Genomic DNA, 23,959 nt, shown 5'->3' with positions numbered 1-23,959 from the left:
CATGTATATAATCTTAAGTCACGCTAATTTTTTATAACAACAAAACAATAAGGAAAATCAAATGGCCAAGGGGCAATCATTACAAGACCCTTTTTTAAACGCTTTGCGTCGTGAAAGGATTCCCGTTTCAATTTATTTAGTTAACGGCATTAAGTTACAAGGTCAAATTGAGTCGTTCGATCAGTTTGTTATTTTGTTAAAGAACACGGTAAACCAAATGGTTTACAAACACGCGATTTCAACCGTTGTCCCTGCGCGCCCTGTTAGCCATCATTCAGGCTCAGCAGGTGGCAGTGAGAGTGGTGAATAATTTGTTGTTTTTGGTGGAGCAAGTCTCCACCTTTTTTTAAGGAGTTTTTTGCTTGTTTGACCGTTATGAAGCAGGTGAACAGGCTATATTGGTTCATATCGATTTTCGTGAAGAAGGCGAACGAGAAGATCTAGTAGAGCTTGAAATGTTAGTCAGTTCTGCAGGAGTTAATGCAGTCTCCACCGTGACAGGAAGTCGTTCTAGCCCACATCCTAAGTACTTTGTTGGCAGTGGTAAGGCCGAAGAAATTGCTGAACATGTTCGTCTGTTTGCTGCTGATGTGGTTATTTTTAATCATGCTTTATCGCCGGGGCAAGAGCGTAACCTAGAAAAATTGTGCCAGTGTCGCGTACTTGACCGCACCTCTTTGATTCTTGATATTTTTGCTCAACGCGCGCGTACCCACGAAGGTAAATTGCAGGTTGAGTTGGCTCAGCTACGCCATTTGTCTACCCGTTTGATTCGAGGTTGGACCCACTTAGAGCGTCAAAAAGGCGGCATAGGTTTGCGTGGTCCGGGTGAAACTCAACTCGAAACCGACCGACGCTTATTGCGTGAACGTATAAAAGCGATTTTACGCCGTCTTGAAAAAGTCGCTAAGCAGCGCGAGCAGGGCCGCCGGTCACGGCAACGTAATGAAATACCCACAGTGTCTTTGGTTGGCTATACTAACGCAGGTAAGTCAACTTTATTCAATCATTTAACTCAGGCTGAGGTGTATGCTGCGGATCAGCTTTTTGCCACCTTAGATCCTACTCTGCGTAAAATTGAAATTGCTGATGTGGGTAATGCGATCCTAGCCGATACCGTAGGCTTTATTCGCCATTTGCCCCATGACTTAGTCGCGGCATTCAAAGCGACATTAGAAGAAACCCGTGAAGCAGATATCTTGCTCCATGTGGTGGACTGTTCTGATGAGCGCTTTGAGGACAATATGCGCGAGGTGCAATCGGTTTTGGATGAAATCGATGCCGGAGATGTGCCGCAATTGATCGTGATGAACAAGATTGATGCGGTGGAGGGCATGACACCGAAGATCGTTTATGACGATCAAGACGTACCTGTTTCTGTCTACCTTTCGGCAAAAGAAGGGGTGGGCATCGATATATTATTTAATGCATTAACGCAGCGATTGGCTGGCGCAATGGTATCAAAGCATTTAGCATTGCCCCCGACGGCAGGGAAATTGCGCAGTACCTTATATGCATTAAACTGCATTGAGCATGAAGTGTTTGATGATGCGGGTGGTTGGAATATCGACATCCGCATGACAAAGGTGGACTGGCAACGCCTTTTAAAACAGCAAGGAGAGGTTATTCAAACCTTTATTGCATCTTAATTGCCTGTTACATTTACAGATTAATATCTTCTAGCAAGTGGAGAATAGAATGGCCTGGAATGAGCCTGGAAATGGTGGTAACAAAGACCGCGACCCCTGGCAGAACAACAATAAAAATCAGGGGCCACCTGATTTAGATGAAGTGTTCAAAAAGCTAAGTGGCAAGTTTGGCGGTACTTTCGGTGGCAAAGGTGGCGGCGGTGATGTCAGCACTTTTGGCCTCACAATCGTATTGATCATCGGTTTGTTGATTTGGGGTGTAAGCGGTTTTTACACCATCAAAGAAGCCGAAAAAGGGGTGGTACTGCGATTTGGTGGTTACCATGAAACCGTGTTGCCTGGCTTACATTGGAACCCTAAGTTTATTGATGAAGTTATCCCTGTTGACGTTAACACGATCCGTTCTTTACGTGGTAAAGGCTCAATGCTGACTTCTGACGAAAACGTAGTGGAAGTGGAAATGGACGTTCAGTACAAAGTGTCTAACCCTCAGCAGTACCTATTTAGCGTGACCAATGCCGACGACAGTTTGTCGCAAGCGCTGGATAGCGCACTGCGTTATGTGGTGGGTCACACCGTGATGGATAGCGTGTTGACGACAGGTCGTGACGTGGTTAGACGTGACACCTGGAGCAAGTTAGAAGAGATCACGACCCCGTATAACATGGGCCTTGAGATCATTGACGTTAACTTCTTGCCTGCGCGTCCACCTGTTGATGTGAAAGATGCCTTTGATGATGCCATTGCAGCCCAAGAAGACGAAGAGCGTTTCATCCGTGAAGCGGAAGCTTACGAGCGTGAGAAAGAGCCGACAGCTCGTGGTCAAGTGAAGCGTATTGAACAGGAAGCGATTGCTTACAAGGAAAACGTGATCCTACAAGCACAAGGTGAAGTGGCACGATTTGAAGCATTACTACCTCATTATCGCGCAGCACCCGATGTGACACGTGAGCGTCTGTACATTGAAACCATGCAAGAAGTGTTAGGCAGCACCAGCAAGGTGTTACTTGATAGCAAGGGCAGTAATAGCATGATGTATTTGCCATTGGATAAAATTCTTGAGCAATCTAATCAGACTAAATCGCCTAAAAACAGCAGCCTGACTGTTCCGCAGCCTGATTTAGGCTCGACTTATAACACAGATATCACTATCAATGATGCGCCGATTCGTGGTTCGCGCATTCGCTCAGGGAGAGAATAATCATGAAAAAACTAGTTTTGATTATCCTTGCAGCTTGCTTGTTAGTGGGCTTTTCTTCGGTCTTCGTGGTAGAAGAAGGCCAAAAAGCGATTGTCATCAAGTTTGGTAAGGTACAGCGTGACGCCGAAGGCATGCCATTGATCTTTGATCCCGGCTTGCACTTCAAGATCCCATTACTGGAAACCGTCAGAACCATGGATGCAAGGATCCAAACCTTGGATGATGCTTCCGATCGTTTTGTTACCTCAGAAAAGAAAGATCTTATCATCAATTCCTATGTGAAATGGGAAGTGGCTGACTTTGCTAAGTTCTATCTTTCGACTGGTGGTAATTTTGATATGGCATCCGACCTATTAAAACGACGCGTGGGTAATGCCCTGCGTAACGAAATAGGTGCGCGTACCATTAAAGAAATCGTTTCGGGCGAGCGTGATGACGTCATGATCAATGCATTGCAAAAGCTGCAGCGTGAAGATGCGACATCATCAAACGAAGCCGAACTGACCGAAGAGCAAGAAAGAGAACTGGCTCAAGGTGGCTCAGACGACCTAGGTGTTCGCGTGTTAGATGTGCGTATCAAGCAAATCGAACTGCCTGCTGAAGTGCGTGAGAGTATCTACAAGCGGATGCGTGCTGAGCGTACTGCGGTAGCGAAAGAGCATCGCTCTCAAGGTCAAGAAAAGGCAACGGTTATCCGCGCTAATATTGATCGTAAAGTGGCGGTAATGCTAGCCGATGCAAATCGTCAATCACGTGAAATGCGTGGTGATGGTGACGCAGAGGCCGCTAAAATCTACGCTGAAACCTACAGTAAAGATCCTGAGTTTTACGCATTTATTCGCAGCCTAGATGCTTATCGCGATAGCTTTAAAGATAAGAGTGATGTGATGGTGCTAAGCCCTGACTCCGAGTTCTTCCGTTATATGGAAGGAGCCACTAAGGCGGCGCCATAGTTCAGTGTTTTTGACTGATATGTATCACATGGGCCAGCTTATGCTGGCCTTTTTTTTAATTTTATGTAGCATCAAAGACTTGCCTTTAAACTCGCAGTAGCTTCATTAGCTAGAATAGTTATTAGGAATTTTTGAATCGATATGCTTTTAAATCACCCCATATAACTATTTAGTGAAAAAAAATACTCACCTTTTAGATGTAAAATTTGCTAGAATCCCGTTTTAATAAGTAACCGCGAAAAGTGAAAATGGGTAAGAATGTAGTTGTTCTCGGCACCCAGTGGGGTGACGAAGGTAAAGGCAAAGTTGTTGATTTGCTTACGGATCGTGCTAAATATGTGGTGCGCTATCAAGGCGGTCACAATGCTGGCCATACTCTTGTAATTGACGGTGAGAAAACCGTTCTCCACTTAATTCCTTCTGGTGTGCTGCGTGAAAACGTAACCTGTATCATAGGTAACGGCGTTGTGTTATGTCCGCAAGCCTTGGTTAAGGAAATGACCATGCTAGAGGCCAAAGGGGTACCAGTGCGTGAGCGCTTGGTTATCAGTGAGGCTTGTCCGTTGATTTTGCCATATCACGTAGCACTTGATGCCGCACGTGAAGCCGCTCGAGGCAAAAAGGCAATCGGCACGACTGGACGAGGCATTGGTCCTGCTTATGAAGACAAAGTGGCTCGCCGCGGTCTACGTGTTGGCGATCTTAAAAACTTTGAGGACTTTGCCGCTAAGCTTAAAGAAGTGATGGAATATCATAACTTCCAACTAACTCAGTATTACAAGGCTGAGCCAGTAAGCTACGAAGATGTCCTCGCGCAAGCGAAACAAGTATCAGAGCTGCTTACCGGCATGGTGGTAGACGTGACTGATGTTCTCGATAAGGCTCGCCTTAACGGTGATAACATCATGTTTGAAGGTGCCCAGGGTACCTTATTAGACATAGATCACGGTACCTACCCATATGTTACTTCGTCAAACACCACTGCGGGTGGCGTAGCGACGGGCAGTGGTTTTGGTCCGTGTCACATCGATTACGTGCTGGGTATTGTTAAGGCTTACACGACCCGTGTTGGCTCTGGTCCGTTCCCGACTGAGCTTTATGATGGCGTTGACAAGTTAGATGCTGATGGTAAACACCTTGGTACAGTGGGCCACGAGTTTGGTGCAACCACAGGTCGCCTTCGCCGTACTGGTTGGTTTGATGCCGTTGCCATTAAACGTGCCATTCAAATCAACAGCATCACAGGTTTCTGCTTAACCAAGCTTGATGTATTAGATGGCCTAAAAACCATTAAGATCTGTACTGGCTATAAAACACCTAGCGGTGAAATCTTAGATGTGCCACCTATGGCGGCAGAAGGCTATGAAGTGGTTGAGCCTATCTACGAAGAAATGCCAGGTTGGACTGAGCCTACCTTTGGTGTCACGTCATTTGATGCGCTACCAGAAAATGCCAAGGCATATATCAAGCGCTTAGAAGAAGTCACTGGCGTGCCAATGGACATCATCTCTACGGGTCCAGATCGTAACGAAACCATGGTTCTAGTTAATCCATTTGCTTAATCTGGATTAATACTGAAAGAAAAAGCCGCATTTGCGGCTTTTTTTCTGTTTGGTGTTTGGCAAAGAGTGTGGGAGGAGCTAAAAGCTTCTCAAAACTAGCTATTGCGCTTTACAGCCAAGTCTACAAGGCCAATTAAGGCTTGTTTGTATTCAGATTCAGGTAAGATGGCTAGTGCAGCGATCGCTTTGTCTGCTTCTTCCTGAGCGCGTTGCTGAGTATATTCGATCGACTGGGTCTGTTTTAAGATCCCTAAGATCTCATCCAGGTGATCCATGCCATTGCCTAATTCAATCGCTTCGCGGATCCTTTGTTGTTGCGCCGGATCGCCTAGTTGCAAGGCTCGGATCAAGGGTAAGGTGGGTTTACCTTCAGCAAGATCATCGCCTACATTTTTGCCCATTTCTTTGGCATCGGCTGTGTAATCCATTACATCATCAATTAATTGGAACGCAGTACCTAGGTATTTACCATAGTCTTGCATCGCTTGTTCGATCAAAGGATCTTGATCAGTGATCACCGCCATCAGGTGAGTTGCAGCTTCAAATAGACGGGCAGTTTTACAGTATATGACCTGCATGTAAGAGGCTTCGGTGGTGTCGGGATCGTTACAATTAATTAACTGCATTACTTCGCCTTCAGCAATCACGTTGGTGGCATCGGAAAGGATGTTCATCACCTTCATGTTGTTGAGCTCGGTCATCATCTGAAATGAACGGGTATAGAGAAAATCGCCGACGAGCACGCTTGCCGCGTTACCAAACAGATTATTGGCGGTTTCACGGCCGCGACGTAATTCAGATTCATCAACCACGTCATCGTGCAGTAAAGTAGCGGTATGAATAAACTCAATGATAGCGGCCAATTGCACATGTTGGTCGGCTTGATAACCGAGTGCTCGAGCCGTTAAAACCGTGAGTAAAGGGCGAATGCGTTTACCGCCACTGTTGATAATGTACAGGCCTAATTGATTGATTAAAGCAACGTCTGAGCTTAATCGCTTAGCAATAAGTTGATTCACTTGATCCATATCGTTTTTTGCTAAGAGTTGAATCTGTTTTAGGTCCATTTTTCGCTCTGTTATTAACTGGGTAAAGACTGAAATCAGCTCGGCATTTTACAACAAAACTAGGATTTTAGCAGCGCTTTAACAACAACTAGAAAGATTTTAAATTTTTTGCATTTTCAACTTGCCAGTGCGAGAACATTTGCGTACAATCCGCCCCCATTGTGATTAAGTTATCTGGCTCAATTTTATAGCCAGCACGGAGTAATAGACATGTACGCTGTTATTCAAAGCGGTGGTAAACAGCACCGTGTTACAGAAGGCCAAACTCTACGTCTAGAAAAACTAGATCTTGAAACAGGTGCTTCTGTAGATTTTGAAGAAGTTTTATTGGTAGCAAACGGTGACGACGTTAAAGTTGGCGCACCATTTGTAGCAGGCGGCAAAGTAGTTGCTGAAATTGTTTCTCACGGTCGTGGCGATAAAGTTAAAATCGTTAAGTTCCGTCGTCGTAAGCATTCTCGCAAACAAGCCGGTCATCGTCAGTGGTTCACTGAAGTGAAAATCACTGCAATCAACGCTTAATAGGAGTACTTAAAAATGGCACATAAAAAAGCTGGTGGTAGTACTCGTAACGGTCGCGACTCAGAAAGCAAACGCCTTGGTGTTAAGCGTTTTGGTGGCGAATCTGTACTTGCGGGTAACATTCTAGTTCGTCAACGTGGTACTAAATTCCACGCTGGCACTAACGTAGGCCTAGGTAAAGACCACACTCTTTTCGCAACTGCTTCAGGCACTGTGAAATTTGAAGTGAAAGGTCGCCTAAACCGTAAATACGTTAGTATTGTTGCTGAATAATTCAGTAATAATATAACTTTTAAAAAACCCGCTTCGGCGGGTTTTTTGTTGTGTGCAATTTAGCTAAGAAAACATGAAGTGTGCTTAAGATCACTTTTTGGTATAGTGTTTAGCTTGTTAGGCATACTGTGTTTTGGCAATCGAGCCGATGTTAAATTGGGTAAGGTGTTGCTGCAAATATCGAATAGGATTGCGGCGGGAGTAAGTGATGAAGTTTGTTGATGAAGCAAAAGTAAAAGTGCAAGCCGGTGATGGCGGCAATGGTGTGGTGAGCTTCCGCCGTGAAAAATACATTCCTAATGGTGGTCCAGACGGCGGTGATGGCGGCGATGGTGGCGATGTTTACTTAGTGGCGGATGAGAGTTTAAATACGCTTATTGATTACCGCTTCCAGCGCTTTTATGCGGCAGATCGAGGTCAAAATGGCCAAAGTCGAGGTTGTACCGGTGCTCGAGGATCAGACAAGATCATGATGGTTCCTGTTGGTACACGTGCATCGGATCTTGATACGGGTGAAGTGATTGGGGATCTCACTCATCACGGTCAGAAACTGATGGTGGCTAAAGGGGGCTTCCACGGTTTAGGAAACACGCGTTTTAAAAGTAGTGTGAACCGTGCGCCAAGGCAAAAAACCATGGGCACTAAGGGTGAAGTGCGTGAACTCTTGCTAGAGCTTATGCTATTAGCTGATGTAGGCATGTTAGGTTTGCCTAATGCGGGTAAATCGACCTTTATTCGTGCGGTCTCCGCGGCAACACCTAAGGTGGCTGATTATCCGTTTACCACTTTGATCCCAAGCTTAGGTGTGGTTGGTTTGAGCGGTGATCGTAGTTTTGTCGTGGCCGATATCCCAGGCTTAATCGAAGGTGCGGCTGATGGCGCAGGCTTAGGTGTTCGTTTCCTCAAGCATCTCGAGCGTTGTCGTGTGTTATTGCATATGGTTGATCTATTGCCAGCAGATGGATCGGATCCTGCTGAGAACGCCAAGATAATCGTAGAAGAATTAGAAAAGCACAGCCCAAAATTAGCGCAGAAGCCACGTTGGTTGATCTTCAATAAGATCGACTTAGTACTAGAAGATGAAGCCCAAGAGACCATTGAGCATGTACTAAACGCCCTTAACTGGGATGATAAGTACTACCAAATTGCAGCTGCGAGTAAGCAAGGAACGAAAGAGCTGTGCCTTGAGCTAGCTGAGTTTATGGAAAGCTTGCCTAAGGAAGATCCCGAAGCAGAGACCCAAGAGCAAGTGGAATTTAAGTGGGACAATTATCACAAAGCCGCGGTGGAAGAAGCCAGTGATGATTGGGATGACGATGATTGGGATGAAGATGATGAAGACGGGGTTGAATTCATCTATCAACCTTAATTCTGTTCCCCTCCAAGCCGCATTTGTTGCGGCTTTTTCGTAACGACAGCAGCGACGACAACCCATTTATTTGTAATTTATGGGTTAAAACACACCACTTTTTGCTTTTCGTTAAATATATATTCAATTTATTGATTAAAATAGCAAAACTATCTTACTTTAGGGTGTTACTGTTGTTATGTCTTATCAAAGATGCCTTACCAAGCAGCAGCAAACCGAAATCACTCGGATTGCGATCAAGGCAGGCCAGCTGTTACAGCAGCACGGGGCGGAGAGCCGTTTAATTGAACAAACCACGGTACGTTTAGGTACCGCACTGGGTGCTCAGAGTATTGAGTTGGCTGTCTCGGCCGATGCGTTGGTGTTAACTTCTTTGTTTGAAGGCCGATGTATCACCACCACGCGTAAGGTGTATGATCGCGGCATTAATATGCAAATGGTGTGTGATGTCTTGCGGATCTGCGTGATGGCTGAGAAACAGTTACTCAGTGCAACTGAAGTTAATCGCAAGCTGGATAAGCTGCAGCCAATGAAGTATAACCGCTGGCTTGTTGTCTTTATGATAGGTTTGTCTTGTGCCAGTTTTAGCCATTTATTCGGTGGTGATTGGCTGGTGTTCGGTGTCACCTTTGTGGCTTCTGCTGCGGCGATGTTTGTTAGGCAAGAGCTAGCACATCGCCACCATAACCCCTTTATTAATTTTGCCATCACTGCGTTTATTGCTACCTTGATTTCCAGCCTTGGGGTGATATATCAAATTGGTAATCGCCCTGATCTCGCCATGGCTGCCTGCGTTCTGCTCTTGGTACCCGGTTTTCCGTTAATTAATGCGGTTTCTGATATGGTAAAGGGCCATATCAATATGGGGATCGCACGCTGGACCGCGGCTACCTTGCTGACCTTTAGTGTTGCGGCGGGGATCTTTGCGGCGATGGGCCTAATGAATATTGCCGGAGGGGCCGCTTAATGGATCTTATTCTATTACTGCTGGATGACATGTTTTGGGCGGCAATCCCAGCGGTGGGCTTCGCCATGGTGTTTAATGTACCGCAAAAGATGTTGGTGTATTGTGCTGTCGGTGGCGCCATCGGCCATGGCTTTAGAACCCTGACTATGCAATTTGGTTTACCGATTGAGTGGGCTTCCCTAGTCGCAACAACCTTGATAGGCTTTATTGGTTTATATTGGTCGCGTAAGCATTTGATCCCAAGGCCTGTGTTTACGGTAGCGGCAGCGATCCCGATGATCCCTGGTAGCTATGCCTTTGCCACCATGCTGGGCTTGGTTGAAATGAATGCGGGCGGCTTTACCTATCACTTGTTTCAAACCGTGATTGAAAATGGCCTGAAAACCTTATTTATCTTGCTTGCGTTAAGTTTTGGTCTCGCCATTCCTTCCATTTTGATTTATCGTGGCCGACCCATTGTATAAAAACGAGTTCTTGCTATGAAGATTGCTATGATTGCCGCGATGGCAAACAACCGCGTGATAGGTAAAGACAATCAAATGCCTTGGCACTTGCCCGCCGATTTAAAATTTTTTAAGGCAACGACCTTAGGCAAACCTGTGCTAATGGGTCGTCGTACTTACGAGTCAATTGGCCGACCGTTGCCTGGGCGGTTAAATGTGGTGATCACCCGTGATCCTAATTGGTGCGCAGAAGGCGTGAGTGTGGTGGCGAGCCCTGAAGCTGCGTTAGCCTTAGTGTCTGAACATGAAGAAGTCATGGTGATCGGTGGCGGCGCTATCTACCAAGCTTTTTTACCCTTAGCAGATAGCTTATACCTGACATTTATTCAGGCCGATATCGATGGTGATACCCAATTTCCAGATTATCAAGCCGTCAGTCAGTGGGAGCAAGAGCTATTGGCCACTCACCAAGCCGATGAGTCTAATCCATACGATCTGGTGTTTACTAAGCTCACACGTATATCAAGCTAAGCTGTGCGTTGGCTTAGGCTAGACTGGCTAAATAAGGTCTGGTCCTGCCAGCGTATCATAGTAAGCTGGTTACCCCACACACAGCCGGTATCTAGACCGATAACATCACGGCGATTTGTTGCGCCCATCAGCGCAGCCCAGTGGCCAAACAAGATGGGTTGTGCGCCAATATGGGGCCCCTCAATTTCGAACCAAGGCTTAAGGCTGACATTGGTATTACTTTGGGGGGGCTGCTTATTTTGAAAATCCAAGCTGCCATCGGCATAGCAATAGCGCATTCGAGTCAACACATTGACAATAAAGCGCAGGCGCGCAAAGCCGGCTAAATCATCTGACCAAGCATTGGGGAGATCACCGTACATGTGTTGAAAAAATTCAGCGTAGTGCTCACCACGTAATACCTGGTGAACTTCCTCAGCGAGTTGCAATGCCTGCTGAGGCGCCCATTGCGGCGAAATTCCGGCATGAACCATGATAAATTGGTGCTGAGGATGCTCAACAATAAGGGGCTGATGACGTAACCAATGCATGAGTTCGTCGCAATCCGGTGCGCTCAAGATAGCGGCCGTTTGATCTTTCTTTTTCACTTTGGCAAAACCCAGCCAAGCGGCAATGAGATGAAGGTCATGGTTACCTAAGACAATTTGCGCTTGGCTGCCAAGGGATCTGACATAGCGTAATGTCGCTAGAGACTGTGGCCCCCGCGCCACTAAGTCACCGGCTAACCACAGCTCATCATTAAGAGGATCGAAATCCACTCGTATTAATAGTTGCTCTAGTTCAGCAAGGCAGCCCTGAATGTCACCAACAATATAGGTCGCCATGATCAATGTAAGATGTTGGGTTGAGCGAGACGAAATGCTGGGATGGCGACTTGATGAAGGCTATTGTCTTTTGCCTGCATGGTGTAACTGCCTTGCATGACCCCTAAAGGCGTATCAAGCACGGTACCGCTGGTATATTCAAATTCACTACCGGGGAGAATATCGGGTTGTTGGCCGACCACGCCAGGGCCTTCCACTTCGGTTTTTTTGCCATCGGCATCGGTTATCAGCCAATGGCGATGAAGCAGCTGCATCGCTTGATCGCCATTGTTGCGGATCGTTATCGTGTAAGCAAAGACATACCGATTTTGCTCCGGCTCTGATTGTGCCGGAATATACTGCGTGGCTACGCTGATTTGTATTTGCTCGCTATCCATTTTATTCCTCGTCTAAATCGGCAGTCGGGTCGGCGACAGGATTGTCGTATAACCAATTAGCTAAGGCGACATACTGAGCCACGGTCACGTTCTCGGGACGATGATTTGGATCTATCCCCAAGCTTTCAAGTTGTGGCTCAGTGAATAATTTTTTCAAGCTGTTGCGCAGGGTTTTACGTCTTTGGTTAAACGCCATGGTGCACACTTTATTGAGTGACTTAACGTCTTTTGCCACCACAGGTAGCTCGTCGTACGGGGTTAATCGCACCACGGCCGAATCCACTTTTGGCGCAGGTTTAAATGCGCCGGGGGGCACTTCCAAAATCGGCGTGACGGCACAATAGTATTGCGCCATTACCGACAGGCGACCGTAAGCTTTGCAGTTAGGGCCGGCAGCTAGACGGTTAACCACTTCTTTTTGCAACATAAAGTGCATATCTTTGACTTTATTTGCAAAGCTGAACAGGTGAAACATTAAGGGCGTTGAAATGTTGTAAGGCAAGTTACCAAATACACGCAACGGTTTGTCGTCTTCAATTAATTGGCTAAAATCAAAACGCATCGCATCGGCTTGATGAATGGTCAATTTATGACGAATAAATGGATGTGACGTCAGGCGCTCAGCTAGATCTTTATCTAATTCAACGACATTGAGTTGCTCAACCAGCTCTGCAACGGGCTCAGTTAGGGCACCTAGGCCTGGGCCAATTTCAACCAAGGTTTGGTCTTTTTTCGGGTTGATTGCTGCGACTATGCTAGCAATGACATTTTGGTCGTGTAAGAAGTTTTGGCCAAAACGTTTTCTGGCTCGATGACCTTGATGTACTTTTGAATTCATAATTGTTTTTTCTCTACCATTTCGATGGCTTGATTGAGCGCTGTCAGCATGCTGCCAGGATCGGCTTGGCCGGTTCCTGCTAGTTCGATGGCGGTACCATGGTCGACCGAGGTGCGGATAAATGGCAAACCTAACGTAATATTGACCGAGTTGCCAAAGCCCTTATATTTAAGCACAGGTAAGCCTTGGTCGTGATACATGGTGAGTACCGCGTCGGCATCATCCAAATATTTTGGTTGAAACAAGGTGTCGGCGGGCAAGGGACCAACCAGATCGATCCCCTGATCACGTAAGGTGTCTAAGGTTGGCGTGATGACTTCAATCTCTTCGCGACCTAAATGGCCTCCCTCTCCGGCGTGGGGGTTTAAACCGCAAACATAGATCCGAGGCTTGGCAATGGCAAACTTGGCTTTGAGTTCGCTGTTTAATATTTCAATGATATTGGTTAAACGCTCAGGTGTAATGGCTTTGGCAACATAGGCTAATGGGATGTGGGTTGTGACGAGTGCGACACGTAACCCTGTGGTGGCTAACAGCATCACCACATCAGCGGTATTTGACTCTTGCGCAAAAAACTCGGTGTGGCCACTAAAAGACACACCGGCTTGGTTAATAATGCCTTTATGCACGGGGCCAGTGACGACGGCGGCAAATTCACCCGATAAATTCCCTTGGCAAGCATAAGACAAGGTATCTAACACATAGCGGCCGTTTGCTTCGTTTAGCTGGCCGGCTACGGCTGGCTCCGCAAGGTTAATTGCCGCCACCGTTAAGGTGCCTTTTGCTTGCGCCTTAGGCGCTTGATTAGGATCGTATTCATTGAAACAGACCTGAATATTGAGCTGCTTAGCGCGCTGTTCTAATAAGTTAAGATCGGCGGCAACAACCAATTGCACAGGCCAGTCATATTGGCTCAAGGCGAGGACTAAATCAGGACCGATACCACTTGGCTCACCTGGCGTAATGACGATTTTCGCAGGTTGCATGGTTACTTCTCTTCCATGATTTTCACGTAAGCCTCTTCACGCAGCTCATTTAGCCAGCTTTGCGTTTCTTCATTAAAACGGCGGCCGTATAAAATTTGATAGGCTTTTTGTTTATTGGCTTGTTCGGTGACATCTGTGGTGCGTTTGCCCATGACTTGGACTAAATGCCAGCCATGAGTAGAGCGAAATGGTTGGCTTATTTCACGCATATCTAAGCGAAGGATCTCGTCCCTAAAGGCCGGCACATAAAGCTCTGGATCTGCCCAGCCAAGTTCACCGCCTTTTACCGCCGAGCCAGGATCTTCTGAGTGTGCTTTGGCTAATTCAGAAAAAGACTGACGGCCAGCAACAATATCCGCGCGGTAACGGTCAAGTAATTGCTTGGCTTTTGCATCACTTAAAATGATGGATGGTTTAATCAAGATATGACGGGCGTTAATTTCGGTTGAGGTGACTTTGGTTTGCCCTCGGTCGTCGAGAATCTTGATGATGTGTAGGCCATTGGCGCTTTTAAATGGGCCAATAATGTCGTTCGCATTGGCGCCTTCAACCGCTTTTGCAAACAGGGTTGGCATATCATTAACACCCATCCAGCCCCAATCACCGCCTTCGAGGGCTTTTGGTCCTTGAGATTCCGCCAATGCCGTTTCTTTAAAATCCGCACCCGAGCGAAGTTGGCTGACGATGGCTTCGGCTTTGTTATTGCCTGTTTCGATATCGTCTGCTGAGGCGTCGTCACTGAGTTTTAACATGATGTGGCCAATGCGATATTCGCGTTGTTTACCGCCTTGGTTGTTCATCATTTTTATGAGGTTATCCACTTCTTGATCTGAAATGTTGATACGGCGTCTTACTTGGATACGAGAGACTTCCGAAATCAATAGCTCTTCACGGACAGAATGGCGAAATTCGGCATAACTGATTCCTTGTTCGGCAAGGCTAGCTTGTAGTTCAGGTAAGGTTTGGTTTTTGTCTTTAGCGATACCTAAAATGGTCTGTTCAAGCTGGGCTTCGCTGATTTTCATGCCCAGTCTTTCTGCCATTTGCACTTGTAAGCTATCTTGGATCAGCTTTTCGAGTATTTGTTTACGCAAAATGCCTTCATTCGGTAACGGCTGCTGATTTGACTGGTACTGGCGTTTTACCTGCTTAGTTAACGTGTCAACTTCACTTTGCATGATCACATCTTGGTTGGCGATGGCGGCCACCTTGTCTATTTCAATGGGCGCAGCATTAAGGGTTAAACTGCTAATTAGCAGTGAAGTGGATAACGTGTAGCTTAACAATTTATTAATCATCATTTTCTTACTTCGTTAGCAATGTTTATTTATTTGCAAATGGGCGGCCGTAACTGAATAGACCTTGATTCAACTCTGAACTGGCGCTGCTTCCAAAACCGGCTAAACCTTTTAGCTCGATTTGTAGTTTTACGCCGCTGGACAAGTCATAGTTGTTCTTAATATCGCCTATTTGCCCGTATGATGTTTTGATGTGTTGATCGTAGACTAAACTAACAGACCAACAACAATCCTCATATTTGACACCGAATAAACTTTCAAAAAAACGGTTATTGTCGGTATCGTAATAATAACTCGTGACGGCACTCCATTGGTCGTTAAACGGCCAAGCCGCTTTAACGCCGACCTGATTAATGCCCCCTTTAATATAGTTAGTAGAAGGGTTCTCAGGCGCTTTAACATAACGGTAATTGAGCTGCAGCAGTTTGTTCCATGCCCAACGACGCTCCAGGGTGCTGTTTCCCCTGCTGATCTCGCCATCTTCGGTATTCACCTCAATACCACCATGGTAATACCAATTATCAGCGAAGTTAAAATCCGTTTCTGCCACCAAGGATGAGCGGTTGCTGTCTTGTTTGACTAAATCCCCTACGAGATAAGTATCGGACTGGTTAAAGTAGAACATTTGACCAATGGCGAAACGAAAACGTTCGTTGAAATCTTCATCTAAATAGCCAGTGGACACCCCAAGGGTGATTTGATTGGCATCGGCAATACGGTCAACACCTGAATAGCGTTGTTCGCGAAACAGGCCATAATAGTCAAGTTGCAAAGCGGAAGTATCGTAGAGGCCGATATTACGTTGATCTCGATGGGGGATATATAAGTATTTTATTTGTGGGATCAGGGTTTGCGTGTAGTGGTTGCCCCACACTTGGGTCTGGCGCTCAAAGTTTAAGCCGCCATGCATTGAAAACTTTGGCAATGAGCGGGTCACTGTTTTATCGAGATCGCGGTACCAAGCTTCTTTCACTGTGGTGGGAATGTCTTGTTCGTAATGAGTGAACATGTAACCCAGTTCCGTATTCAAAAAAGCCGCTTGTGTGTACAAAGGTACTATCAGCCTAGGTTCGATATGCAAACGTGTACCTGTGTAGACATCATCGTTTTTATGGTCAAAACGGGTGAGCTCGGTAAAGATATCCGCTTCAATGTGATTCCAATTAGTCGGGTAATAACCATTAAATGCCAGCTTTGGCATGACTAAGTGGGGGGACTCGCCGCCAAGTACCTGAAAATCTCTTACTTCAACTTCTGCATTCCAGTTCTTTTCTAACCAAGAGGCGTTAGCGGTTCTTAACAGTTGATTATCGGTCCGCGAGCCCACGGTTGAACCCAGATCGTTAAAATAGTTATCATCACTGACTTTGGTGTAGGAACCGTTGAAACGAAAGTGCTCTCCTAAACGGCTACTATCTTTCCAATGGTAAAGGTAGCGGTTTTGGTGAAGCTTTTTATCGTTGTGAAGATACTCAGCGTTCAGCTGGCCGCGACTGGTGGTCGATAAATATCGATACTCACCTAAGGCTTGTACGCCACGGTTAACCATGGATTTAAATGTGAGCGTCGCGTCATGATTGGGGGCGATGTTCCAATAGATGGGCTGCTCGTAAGTAATGCCGTTATCTGAGCTACTGGAAAAACTGGGGACCAGCAAGCCGGATTTACGATTCGACCCCGTTGGGTAGGTAAAATAGGGTAAATAAAAAATAGGCACATCAAACAGCCTAAAGGTGGCGTGTTTTGCTGTGGCGATTTCTTCTTCATTATCTACTTCTAAGTGTTTCGCTCTCACTTCCCACGTTTTATCGCCCGGTGGACAAGAGGTATAACTAGCTTGATACAGATTGTAATGCTCACGATCGACCACTTCTAATTCTTGGGTGTCGCCACGTCCACCTTTACCATGAAACTGATACTGGGTATCAAAAGAGGTGGCCGAGTCATTACTTAAATCGGCATCAATTTGGGCACCACTGACAGTGACTTGGCCATCGGTGAAACGAATGTTGCCTTTTGCCTGCGCCTTTTGGGTTTCACTGTTATAGGTTAATTCATCGCTGCTCAGTGACTTAATGCCCTGAATGACTTTTACGTTGCCCTGATATACAAAAGTCGTGCCTTGGCTTGATGTGGTATCAGAGTAAACTTCAACGGGGGTTAAGCTAGGATCTTGTTCAGGTGCATCGATCACTTCAGGTACGTATGCGTAACAACGTTGAGTTAAAGGAAGATCGGCGATGGTGACCACATTGCTTTCGTTTAAACTATTCTCGGCTGCGTTAACATATGCACTTGGGGCGAAAAGGGTGCCCATGATGACAAGTGTCCGTTTTATCATTGAAATTCTCTAATCGCAAAATTCTGGCTCTATGGGAGCATCGCTAGGTATGACAGATTAACCATCCGTGGCCAAGCAATATGGTGATTCTCTATGATAAAGCAATCGGCCATGCTCGCCAACTCAGTTAAGAGAAATGGTGATATTTTTCTGACGATAATTGCCTTAAGGTGTCTCAGTTTGTCACAATACTCGCATCTTATTAGTAAGGATATGAAATATGTGGGGCAAATTACTGGGCGGCTTTTTTGGCTATATGATAGCCCACCATATTATTGGGGCATTAATTGGTATTTGGCTTGGGCACAAGTTAGATCGTGCGGTTGGCCAATCAGGACAATTTCGAGCCAGCCTGCTCAAAGCCGCAAAGCAATCCGCGCAGCGTCAGCAACAATTATTCTTCCACGCTACGTTTTCAGTGATGGGACACATAGCCAAAGCCAAAGGGAGAGTCACCGAAGCCGAGATAGGCGTAGCGACCTTGTTAATGGAGCGTCTCAATTTGGATGCCGCCCATAAGCAAGCGGCACAGGAGGCATTTCGTCAAGGTAAGCAAGGCGATTTTCCACTCGAGCAGACCTTGGCTGAGTTTGTCGAAAGTTGCCGCGGCCGCACCAATGTATTGCAGATGTTTTTAGAGATCCAGCTTCAAGCCGCCTTTGCTGATGGTGAATTGCACCCTAATGAGCTAGCGGTATTAGAGCGAGTCGCGCAGGCGTTAGGCTTTAGCCCGCAGGACTTAACACGATTAACCTCGATGCTTGAAGCTGAAATTAAATTTCATCGCCAAGGTCATGGGGGGAGTCGTGCTAACCGACAGCAACAACTCAGTGATGCATATCAGTTGCTGGGTGTGACAGAAAGCGCCAACATGGCAGAAGTCAAAAAAGCTTATCGTAAGTTAATGAATCAGCATCACCCGGATAAGCTGGTTGCAAAAGGCCTGCCTCCTGAGATGATGGCCATGGCCAAAGAAAAAGCACAAGATATTCAACAGGCTTATGAACTCATCAAGAAAATGAAAGAAGCTGCGTAGCCTTAGACATGGAGCATATCCAGGTTGATTGGGTATAAGATCAGACTACTCGGTTGCCTTGATGACCTTGATAGAAGTCATCGATGTTTTTTCTCAACTGTTGACTTAAAGCGTGTAAACTTTGCTCACTTGCCCAAGCTATGTGTGGCGTCAAAATAAAATTCGGGTGAGCTAACAAAGTGACTAAAGGGTTGGATGCTTGCAGTGGCTCAACACTGGCGACATCCGATGCAGCCCCTGCTATCTGGCCATTTAGCACGGCGTTTGCCAAGGATTGCTCATCTACCAGCGGGCCCCTCGCCGTGTTGATTAAATATGCGCTGGGTTTCATTTGCGCGAACTCTGGTTCGCTCATTAAGCCCTGAGTCGTGGGGGTTAATGGGCAATGTAGGCTAATAATATCAGCTTGTTTCAGTACATTCCCAAATGCCGTGCGGCCCGGGCGTATAGTGACCTGGCCCTTATGCTCGGCAAGGAGTACCTTCATCTCTAATGCGCTGGCGATGTGCGCCATTTTTTGCCCCAATGCGCCCGCGCCAACAATGCCTAAGGTTTTGCCGGCTAAGTTTTCGATCGGGTAATCAGTAAAACAAAAGTGTCGGCTTTGTTGCCAGCGACCTGTGGTGACATCCTGGCAATAAGGCAGTAAGTTTTTTAATAGTGCGAGCATCAGGGTGAGCGCATGCTCAGGCACGCCTTGGTCGGCATAGTGGCGTACATTATAAACGGCAATGTTACGTTGTTGGCAGGCCGATAAATCAATATTGTTGGTGCCGGTTGCGGCTGCCACTATCAGCTCTAAATCCGGGCAAGCATCCATGACGTTTGCATCGATTGCCACTTTATTGGTAATGATCACATGGGCCTGTTTAGCGCGTGCTCGTACGTCTGCAGGCGGGGTATCATCGAACGATTGCCAGTGATGTGCTTGAGTGGGCTGAGGGATGTTGATGTGTTTGGGGATGGTTGCGCGATCAAGGAACACGATATTCTTTTTCATTGGGCCTTCTTTTATTGCAAACCTAAGCTGCGAGTCCAACCATTAATGTAGGTGCCAAGCCTTTCATCAAAAAATGGGCTAACCAGGGCTAACTGACGAAAGTTGGGTTTCGCACTTTTTTGTACAGCTTGGGCGCGAGTTTCATGCAGTGGCGCTAGCTGTGAGGTTGACGTTTGGTAAATGTCGAGTACAGGTACACTTGTGGCGCTAAGTGCTTTGGCTAATTGTTGATTTTGTTGCACTGTGAGCGTGTTAGCCCCCAACAGCACGATGGCATTGGGTAAGGGAGCCAGTTGCTGACGGTACAGATCGAGCATCACTAGGGTCATGTTTTGCTCGGCGAGTAAGATTGAGTAACCCGATTGGGTTTCGGGCAATTGAGCGACAGCGCTTAGGCGCTCGGCCGTTAACTTTAGATATTGCTCATATTGCTTCGCCTTCTCTTCCTCACTGCCATTTTGGTTGAGCTTACCTTGCGGCAGAAGGGTTATAACGTGCCACCCCTGGCGGGTTAACTCTTGTTGCAGGTGTGATTTGCGAATATTAAAAGGCACTGAGTCCCATTGTGGTTGGATCAGGACAAAGCCTAATGTAGGGCTGTGTTGAGATTGATGAACCACCACGGTGATTTGCTTATCAGGATCGAGCTCGATAGTTTGCTCTGGTAAAAAAACTTGAGTCAAATCATGAGATAATAATTGGCTTTGGCTAGGTGGTTGTGGCCATTTATCTAATGCGGACTCGGCCGTAAGCTCGCCTTGCTCATTGGTTGCGGGGGAGTCACTGATTGGCGTATCTTGGTCTTGTTTTTGCTCATTGGTTGCGGGGGAGTCATTGACTGGCGCATCTTGCTCTTGCTCAGCGAAGCTCGCAGGGGAAAAAGGCGCAGCAAACAAAAGCAGCAAACACAGACGAAATAGGCGCACAAAATTCCTTATATAAATTAAACAAGCACAGGCTTTCAAACTAAGACGATTTAGTGGAAAGTGCAAGTATATCCTGGCAAGTGGTACTGCCACTATCCGTTTCTTATGAGGGAAACGGATAGTGAAGCGCACATGATATATAGATTAGTTTTGAGTAGAGACGATAAAGCGCAGTGAATCTAGTTTTACCTGAGTATGATTGAGTAGATCCGTCGATTGATTGAGTAGATCGGTGACAAATTGGATTTCTTCATTGCGAATACTCGGGTTAATTGCTTTTAGCGCGTCGAGTCTGGCTTTTTCGGCTTTGAGCTGCTGCTCCATCTTGGTGATCGCGGTGCCAACAATCTGCTGCATTTGCTCCTTCGCAATCTCTTCGGCTTGGCTAATCAGCTGATGGATAAAGGTTTGAGATGCATTCACCAGCTTACTGCCTAGGTGGCGATTGACTGGAGTCAGTTGTTTATTAAACGTATCAAACTCAACATTAGCGGCTAGATTATTACCATTTTTGTCCAGTAATATCCTCACTGGGGTGGTGGGTAAGAAGCGTTGCAGTTGACTGTGTTCACTGGCTGGGGCTTCGACCACATAAATGAGTTCTAAAATGATAGAGCCGGCAGGTAGGGCTTTGTTTTTCAGTAAGCAGACTGCGGTTGAGCCCGTATCAGAACTTAGAATAATATCCATTCCACCGCGGATCATCGGGTGTTCCCAGCTTAGATAGTGTACGTCATCGCGGCTCAGTGCTGTCGCGCGATCAAAGGTAATCGTGGCGCCATCGTCAGGTAACCCCGGCATCTTCGGAACCAGCATATGCTCGCTAGGGTGCAGCACCAAACAATTCTCGCCTTTGTCATCTTGGTTTATGCCAATGATGTCAAACAGTTTAAGGGCAAAAAGTGGAAACTCAGGCTTGTCATCTTCCGCTTGAAGTTTCTCGAGCACATCGCTGCCACTGAGCACGCCAGAAGAGTTGAGCTCTAATAGTTTATCTCGACCTTGTTCCATTTGCTGGCGAAGCGCTTGCTCTTGTGCCTTTGTGGAATCAATTAACTCGGTAATGGCGAGTGTATCACTTTGGTCACCCGCTAATAGGGTTAACAATTGCGCTTTGTATTGGTCGTAAATTATTCGAGCGGCGGGACAGGTGCGCTCAAAAGCATTAAGGCCTTGATGGTACCATTGTTGTAATAGCGCTTGGGAAGTGTGTTCTAAATAAGGTACGTGGATTTCAATGTCATTTTTTTGCCCAATGCGATCTAAGCGACCAATTCGTTGCTCAAGTAAATCAGGGTTAATGGGTAAATCAAACAACACTAAGTGACGGGCAAATTGGAAGTTACGTCCCTCTGAGCCAATTTCCGAACAGATCATAACCTGAGCGCCGGCTTCGGTTTGTGCGAACCATGCTGCGGCACGATCCCGTTCAATAATGGATAATCCTTCATGGAAAACCGTGCCTCGGATCCCTTCTCGCGTGCGCAGGACTTCTTCAAGAGCCAGTGCGGTTTGTGCTTTTGCACAGATCACTAACACTTTATCTTGCTTGTTGGTTTTGAGTAGTTCAAGTAACCAATCGATTCGTGGGTCAAAGTTGCACCAAGAGGACGAAGAGCCTTCAAATTCTTGGAAAATCTCTTCTGGATACAAGAACTGCTTAGCCTTGGTCTCGACAGGACTGCTTGCCGACATCATTTGGCCTACTTTGAGCGCAGTTTTATATTGTTCAGGTAGGGGCAAAGCCACCGGGCGGAAATGACGTGTTGGGAAGCCTTTGATAGAGGAGCGTGTATTTCTAAATAATATGCGGCCAGTACCGTGGCGATCGAGTAACTGAGAAATCAATTGTTGGCGAGCTTGGCCTCGCATTTCCTCATCACCTGTTTGAATGGCTTGGATCTGTTCAGAGATGTCTTGCTCTATGAGCAATTGCTGTAAATTCGTGATGACTGTGTCAGGTAATTCGACATCGCTGGTTAGGGTATTTACCGTATCTGCGACTTCTTTATATTGGGTTTCTTCGGCTACAAATGCTTGATAGTCATAAAAACGGTCAGGATCAAGCAAGCGTAATCGAGCAAAGTGACTTTGATGGCCTAATTGATCCGGTGTTGCGGTCAGCAATAACACCCCTGCGGTGGCTTGTGCTAACTCATCCACAATTTGGTATTCACGGCTAGGTTGTGATTCATCCCATATTAAGTGATGGGCTTCGTCGACCACGAGTAAATCCCACTCGGCATCTAATGCTTGCTCGAAGCGACGACGCTTTTTGCGCAGAAAATCAAGACTACACAGTACCAACTGTTCCGTTTCGAACGGATTATCGGCTTCAGCAAAGGCTTCAACACATCGCTCTTCATCAAAAATACTAAAGTGCAGATTAAAGCGGCGCATCATTTCAACCAACCACTGATGGGTCAGTGTCTCAGGAACAAGAATAAGAACACGCTTAGCCCGGTTTGAAATTAATTGCTGGTGGATAATTAACCCCGCCTCAATGGTTTTACCTAAGCCAACTTCATCGGCCAGTAAAACACGTGGTGCATGGCGCTTGCCTACTTCTTCAGCAATATAAAATTGGTGAGGGATCAAATCGACTCGAGCGCCCATTAGGCCACGCAATTCAGATTGTTGCTGCTGGTGTTGATGCTTTAACGCCCGATAGCGCAGAACAAAGTGTTCGGTGCGATCAATTTGACCAGCAAAGAGTCTGTCTTGTGGTTTGTTGAACTTGATGAAGTTGTTGAGCATGGTTTCACGTAAGCTCACGGATTCTTGCGTATCTGTGCGCGTACCTATATAGGTCATTAAGCCATTGTCTTCTTCTATATCGCTAACAATAAGAGACCAATCATCATGGCTAAGAACTTCATCACCAACGTTGAAGATAACTCGTGTCACTGGCGCATCATCTTTGGCATAGTTTCTATTTTCCCCTGATGCTGGGAAAAGTAAGGTAACGACCCGGCCTTCTATGGCAACAACGGTACCTAAGCCCAAATCTGATTCTGTATCACTAATCCAACGCTGACCTAATGCAAAAGACATTTAATTACTGCTCTCCGAATGCCATGGCTAAAAAAAGGCGGCTATGTTACCTAAAGCAACCCATTTGCTAAAGCTAAAAATGGGATCCAAATCTATAAGTCATACCACACCTGCCGAACTGGGTTCTTAAAGCGTAGTAAATTCAGCTCCAGTTAAAAGTGAGTCAATATGACTTGTGCCAGAAGTGAGAAGTTAACACCTGAATTGATTGCTTTTTGTACACCCAATAAAAAAGTGCGAAAACTTCAAAAAAAGCCTTGCGCCGAAAACGAATCTCCCTATAATGCGCATCCACTGACACGGCACAGCGCAAGGCGCAACGCAGTATCAGGGAGTCAGAAGCTGAAGTTTCTCACTCGAAAGAAAAATCGAAGATTTGTTAAAATTAACGATTGACTTTCAAAACGGCTAGCGTAGAATGCGCAGCCCTGACGAGGTGAAGCGAAAGCCACTGAGTCACTGTTCTTTAACAATCTAATCATGCAATCTGTGTGAATACTCATGTTGAAAGCCACGGCTAACAACGCAATGGTAACGAATCGCCAAAACGATTTATTTATCAATGTTTCTGAGTGTTCATATAGAACAAATCGAACTTCATTAATTTGAGGTTCAAAACAGAATTCATTGAGCAGGTCTTCGGACCAAAAAAACTTTAATTGAAGAGTTTGATCATGGCTCAGATTGAACGCTGGCGGCAGGCTTAACACATGCAAGTCGAGCGGTAACAGAGAGAAGCTTG

At 46.2% G+C, this 23,959-nt stretch carries 22 protein-coding genes and 1 rRNA gene; 13 read left to right on the top strand and 10 right to left on the bottom strand.

What is annotated here, in order from left to right; translation table 11 throughout:
- The first annotated feature begins 61 nt into the window (after positions 1 to 61).
- From hfq to K6Y21_RS03725, 5 genes are all read left to right on the top strand, one after another.
- Positions 62 to 310, top strand: a complete 249-nt coding sequence (gene hfq / locus K6Y21_RS03745; RefSeq protein WP_233070405.1) for an RNA chaperone Hfq — start codon at positions 62 to 64, stop codon at positions 308 to 310.
- 52 nt (positions 311 to 362) lie between these two features.
- The gene (hflX, locus tag K6Y21_RS03740; RefSeq protein WP_233070404.1) at positions 363 to 1,649 is read left to right on the top strand and encodes a ribosome rescue GTPase HflX; all 1,287 of its coding nucleotides are present in this window, start codon (positions 363 to 365) and stop codon (positions 1,647 to 1,649) included.
- A gap of 49 nt (positions 1,650 to 1,698) precedes the next feature.
- A complete protein-coding gene (gene hflK / locus K6Y21_RS03735; protein ID WP_233070403.1) occupies positions 1,699 to 2,850 on the top strand; it encodes an FtsH protease activity modulator HflK in 1,152 nt (383 codons plus the stop codon).
- Positions 2,851 to 2,852: 2 nt separating this feature from the next.
- Positions 2,853 to 3,803: a protease modulator HflC gene (gene hflC, locus K6Y21_RS03730; RefSeq protein WP_233070402.1), complete on the top strand. Its 951-nt coding sequence runs from the start codon at positions 2,853 to 2,855 to the stop codon at positions 3,801 to 3,803.
- A gap of 248 nt (positions 3,804 to 4,051) precedes the next feature.
- On the top strand, positions 4,052 to 5,365 hold the full coding sequence (locus tag K6Y21_RS03725; protein ID WP_233070401.1) for an adenylosuccinate synthase: 1,314 nt from the start codon (positions 4,052 to 4,054) through the stop codon (positions 5,363 to 5,365).
- A gap of 95 nt (positions 5,366 to 5,460) precedes the next feature.
- On the opposite strand, the gene ispB is transcribed toward K6Y21_RS03725, so the two are convergent.
- Positions 5,461 to 6,432 (bottom strand): octaprenyl diphosphate synthase, encoded by a 972-nt coding sequence (gene ispB, locus K6Y21_RS03720; protein WP_233070400.1) that lies wholly within the window; start codon positions 6,430 to 6,432, stop codon positions 5,461 to 5,463.
- Between the two features lie 210 nt (positions 6,433 to 6,642).
- Between ispB and rplU the strand changes: the two genes are divergently transcribed.
- The 6 genes from rplU to folA all read left to right on the top strand — a co-directional run bounded on the left by rplU (position 6,643) and on the right by folA (position 10,537).
- Complete coding sequence (gene rplU / locus K6Y21_RS03715; protein ID WP_232804003.1) at positions 6,643 to 6,954, top strand: 50S ribosomal protein L21; 312 nt, start codon at positions 6,643 to 6,645, stop codon at positions 6,952 to 6,954.
- A 15-nt stretch (positions 6,955 to 6,969) separates the two neighbouring features.
- Complete coding sequence (gene rpmA, locus K6Y21_RS03710; protein WP_233070399.1) at positions 6,970 to 7,227, top strand: 50S ribosomal protein L27; 258 nt, start codon at positions 6,970 to 6,972, stop codon at positions 7,225 to 7,227.
- A gap of 208 nt (positions 7,228 to 7,435) precedes the next feature.
- Positions 7,436 to 8,596, top strand: a complete 1,161-nt coding sequence (gene cgtA, locus K6Y21_RS03705; protein WP_233070398.1) for an Obg family GTPase CgtA — start codon at positions 7,436 to 7,438, stop codon at positions 8,594 to 8,596.
- Positions 8,597 to 8,774: 178 nt separating this feature from the next.
- Positions 8,775 to 9,563 carry a threonine/serine exporter family protein gene (locus K6Y21_RS03700; protein WP_233070397.1) on the top strand — a complete coding sequence of 263 codons (789 nt, stop codon included), beginning with the start codon at positions 8,775 to 8,777 and terminating at the stop codon, positions 9,561 to 9,563.
- On the top strand, positions 9,563 to 10,027 hold the full coding sequence (locus K6Y21_RS03695; RefSeq protein WP_233070396.1) for a threonine/serine exporter family protein: 465 nt from the start codon (positions 9,563 to 9,565) through the stop codon (positions 10,025 to 10,027). Before K6Y21_RS03700 ends, K6Y21_RS03695 begins: the two co-directional genes overlap by 1 nt.
- A gap of 15 nt (positions 10,028 to 10,042) precedes the next feature.
- Positions 10,043 to 10,537, top strand: coding sequence for a type 3 dihydrofolate reductase (gene folA, locus K6Y21_RS03690; RefSeq protein WP_233070395.1), 495 nt, complete (start codon positions 10,043 to 10,045; stop codon positions 10,535 to 10,537).
- Here the strand turns inward: folA and K6Y21_RS03685 are convergent.
- From K6Y21_RS03685 to lptD, 6 genes are read right to left on the bottom strand one after another with little or no spacing between them, the layout of a single operon-like run.
- The gene (locus K6Y21_RS03685) at positions 10,534 to 11,361 is read right to left on the bottom strand and encodes a symmetrical bis(5'-nucleosyl)-tetraphosphatase (protein WP_233070394.1); all 828 of its coding nucleotides are present in this window, start codon (positions 11,359 to 11,361) and stop codon (positions 10,534 to 10,536) included. The two genes, folA and K6Y21_RS03685, sit on opposite strands and share 4 nt — an antisense overlap.
- 2 nt (positions 11,362 to 11,363) lie before the next feature.
- Complete coding sequence (apaG, locus tag K6Y21_RS03680; RefSeq protein WP_233070393.1) at positions 11,364 to 11,738, bottom strand: Co2+/Mg2+ efflux protein ApaG; 375 nt, start codon at positions 11,736 to 11,738, stop codon at positions 11,364 to 11,366.
- Between the two features lies 1 nt (position 11,739).
- Positions 11,740 to 12,576: a 16S rRNA (adenine(1518)-N(6)/adenine(1519)-N(6))-dimethyltransferase RsmA gene (gene rsmA / locus K6Y21_RS03675; RefSeq protein ID WP_233070392.1), complete on the bottom strand. Its 837-nt coding sequence runs from the start codon at positions 12,574 to 12,576 to the stop codon at positions 11,740 to 11,742.
- Positions 12,573 to 13,562, bottom strand: a complete 990-nt coding sequence (gene pdxA / locus K6Y21_RS03670; RefSeq protein ID WP_233070391.1) for a 4-hydroxythreonine-4-phosphate dehydrogenase PdxA — start codon at positions 13,560 to 13,562, stop codon at positions 12,573 to 12,575. The genes rsmA and pdxA overlap by 4 nt, the downstream gene beginning before the upstream one ends.
- A gap of 2 nt (positions 13,563 to 13,564) precedes the next feature.
- Positions 13,565 to 14,863: a peptidylprolyl isomerase SurA gene (gene surA, locus K6Y21_RS03665; protein WP_233070390.1), complete on the bottom strand. Its 1,299-nt coding sequence runs from the start codon at positions 14,861 to 14,863 to the stop codon at positions 13,565 to 13,567.
- A gap of 22 nt (positions 14,864 to 14,885) precedes the next feature.
- Positions 14,886 to 17,201, bottom strand: coding sequence for an LPS assembly protein LptD (gene lptD, locus K6Y21_RS03660; RefSeq protein ID WP_233070389.1), 2,316 nt, complete (start codon positions 17,199 to 17,201; stop codon positions 14,886 to 14,888).
- Between the two features lie 220 nt (positions 17,202 to 17,421).
- Here lptD and djlA point away from each other — a divergent pair, with 220 nt between their 5' ends.
- Positions 17,422 to 18,237 carry a co-chaperone DjlA gene (gene djlA, locus K6Y21_RS03655; protein ID WP_233070388.1) on the top strand — a complete coding sequence of 272 codons (816 nt, stop codon included), beginning with the start codon at positions 17,422 to 17,424 and terminating at the stop codon, positions 18,235 to 18,237.
- Positions 18,238 to 18,277: 40 nt separating this feature from the next.
- On the opposite strand, the gene K6Y21_RS03650 is transcribed toward djlA, so the two are convergent.
- From K6Y21_RS03650 to rapA, 3 genes are all read right to left on the bottom strand, one after another.
- Positions 18,278 to 19,237, bottom strand: a complete 960-nt coding sequence (locus K6Y21_RS03650) for a D-2-hydroxyacid dehydrogenase (RefSeq protein ID WP_233070387.1) — start codon at positions 19,235 to 19,237, stop codon at positions 18,278 to 18,280.
- Positions 19,238 to 19,248: 11 nt separating this feature from the next.
- Positions 19,249 to 20,163: a DUF3530 family protein gene (locus K6Y21_RS03645; protein WP_233070386.1), complete on the bottom strand. Its 915-nt coding sequence runs from the start codon at positions 20,161 to 20,163 to the stop codon at positions 19,249 to 19,251.
- Positions 20,164 to 20,307: 144 nt separating this feature from the next.
- On the bottom strand, positions 20,308 to 23,217 hold the full coding sequence (gene rapA / locus K6Y21_RS03640; protein WP_233070385.1) for an RNA polymerase-associated protein RapA: 2,910 nt from the start codon (positions 23,215 to 23,217) through the stop codon (positions 20,308 to 20,310).
- Positions 23,218 to 23,873: 656 nt separating this feature from the next.
- On the opposite strand from rapA, the gene K6Y21_RS03635 reads away from it, so the two are divergent.
- Positions 23,874 to 23,959, top strand: a 16S ribosomal RNA gene (locus K6Y21_RS03635); the annotation flags it as partial.

Source organism: Motilimonas eburnea (genome assembly GCF_021295345.1).
Classification (GTDB): Bacteria; Pseudomonadota; Gammaproteobacteria; order Enterobacterales; family CBDFNC01; genus Motilimonas; species Motilimonas eburnea.
Note: the sequence above shows the minus strand (reverse complement) of the source record. Positions and strands in the feature narration are given on the sequence as shown.